Source organism: Rhodopseudomonas sp. B29 (genome assembly GCF_000333455.1).
GTDB lineage: Bacteria > Pseudomonadota > Alphaproteobacteria > Rhizobiales > Xanthobacteraceae > Rhodopseudomonas.
This window is the reverse complement of record NZ_BADD01000146.1, coordinates 1-1,655: the sequence shown is the minus strand read 5'-3', so window position 1 is coordinate 1,655 and position 1,655 is coordinate 1. Positions and strand designations below refer to the sequence as shown.

The window sequence follows — 1,655 nt, the reverse complement described above, 5'->3', positions numbered from 1 at the left end:
CGCTTCATCAGGCCGCCGAGAATGCGGACGAGGTCGCCGCGCACGGTGCAGCAGATGCAGCCGTTGTTCATTTCGAACACTTCTTCATCGGCGCCGATGATGAGGTCGTTGTCGATGCCGATCTCGCCGAATTCGTTGACGATCACCGCGTACTTCTTGCCGTGATTCTCCGACAGGATGCGGTTGAGCAACGTCGTCTTGCCGGCGCCCAGATAGCCGGTGAGCACGGTGACGGGGATTTTATCGGCGGCGGAATTCATCGGGACACTCCAGCACGAAACCCCGTCCCAGGTCGCAGCGCGGCGTCCCGCAGATCGAGGCAGATCAGATGAGAAGGACCGGCGCCGCCTAGCGGCCGAGCGCGCCGGTCAGCGCCTTTATATTGTGACGGACCATATCAATGTAAGTGGGGGCTTCGCCGTTTTCGGCCGTCAGGCTGTCCGAATACAGCGTGCCGCCGATCTTGGCACCGGTCTCGGCGCTGATCCGCTGCATCAGGCGCGGATCGCTGATGTTCTCCAGAAACACCGCGGGGATCTTGGCCTTGTGGATCTGACTGATGATCGAGGCGACATCGCGGGCGCTCGCTTCCGAGTCGGTCGAGACTCCCTGCGGCGCGATGAAGGCGATCCCGTAGGTTTCGGCGAAATAGCCGAAGGCGGCGTGGGTCGAAATCACCTTGCGATGCTCCGCCGGGATGGTTGCTACCGCCTGGCGAACCTCGGCATCGAGCGCGTCGAGCTTGGCCAGATAGGCGGCCGTGTTGGCGCGATAGACGTCGGCGCCGGCCGGGTCGGCAGCGATCAGCGCATCGCGGATATTGGTGACGTAGATCTTGGCGTTGGGCACCGACTGCCAGGCATGCGGATCGGACTCCGATCCGAGCTTGCGGGTCTTGATGCCCTTGGTGACGGTGACGATCACCGCCTTGCCGCCCGACGACTGCACCAGCCGCGGCAGCCAGCCTTCGAGGCCGAGGCCGTTGACGACCAGAAGCCTGGCGTCGGCGACTTTCTTGGCGTCGGCCGGCGTCGGCGTATAGACGTGCACATCCCCGCCCGGGCCGACCAGCGAACTGACGGCGACGCGATCGCCACCGACATTGCGGGCGAAATCCGCCAGGATCGAGAAGCTCGCCACCACGCCGAGCGGCGCCGGCTGCTGCGCACGGGCCGGCAGGCAGCCCAGCAGAACGGTCATCAAGACTAAGCCAAGTCGTATCATCGTCATGCCTCGAGATGGGGCGCAGGAAGCAGCTTGCGGATGATGCCGCCGAAGCGGCCGAACAGCACCGAAAGGACGTACAGCACTGCTGCAACAAGTATGATCGCGGGACCGGACGGCACGCCGGTCGAGAACGACAGCACCAGCCCGGCATAGCCGGACAGCATCGCGGCCGCGACCGCCACCATCATCATGCCGGTGATATCGCGCGCCCAGAACTTGGCGATGCCGGCCGGCAGGATCATCAGGCCCACGGCAAGCAATGTCCCGAGCGCTTGGAAGCCGTTGACGAGGTTGATCACCACCAGCGCCAGGAACGCCAGATGCGCCGGCGCACCGGCGTGGCTGACAGCGCGCAGGAATAGAGGATCGACGCATTCGATCACCAGCGGCCGCCAGATCACCGCCAATGCGATCATCGTCAGAGTGGC

General features: G+C 64.5%; 3 protein-coding genes. All 3 read right to left on the bottom strand.

Annotated features, from left to right (window positions below; all coding sequences use genetic code 11):
- Window positions 1-260 (bottom strand): GTP-binding protein (locus tag I5M_RS05465; protein WP_031335461.1); only part of this gene is annotated, 260 nt, incomplete at its 3' end.
- Window positions 261-348: 88 nt separating this feature from the next.
- Complete coding sequence (locus I5M_RS05460; protein ID WP_031335460.1) at window positions 349-1,224, bottom strand: metal ABC transporter substrate-binding protein; 876 nt, start codon at window positions 1,222-1,224, stop codon at window positions 349-351.
- A gap of 2 nt (window positions 1,225-1,226) precedes the next feature.
- Window positions 1,227-1,655 (bottom strand): metal ABC transporter permease (locus tag I5M_RS05455; RefSeq protein ID WP_022720485.1); only part of this gene is annotated, 429 nt, incomplete at its 5' end.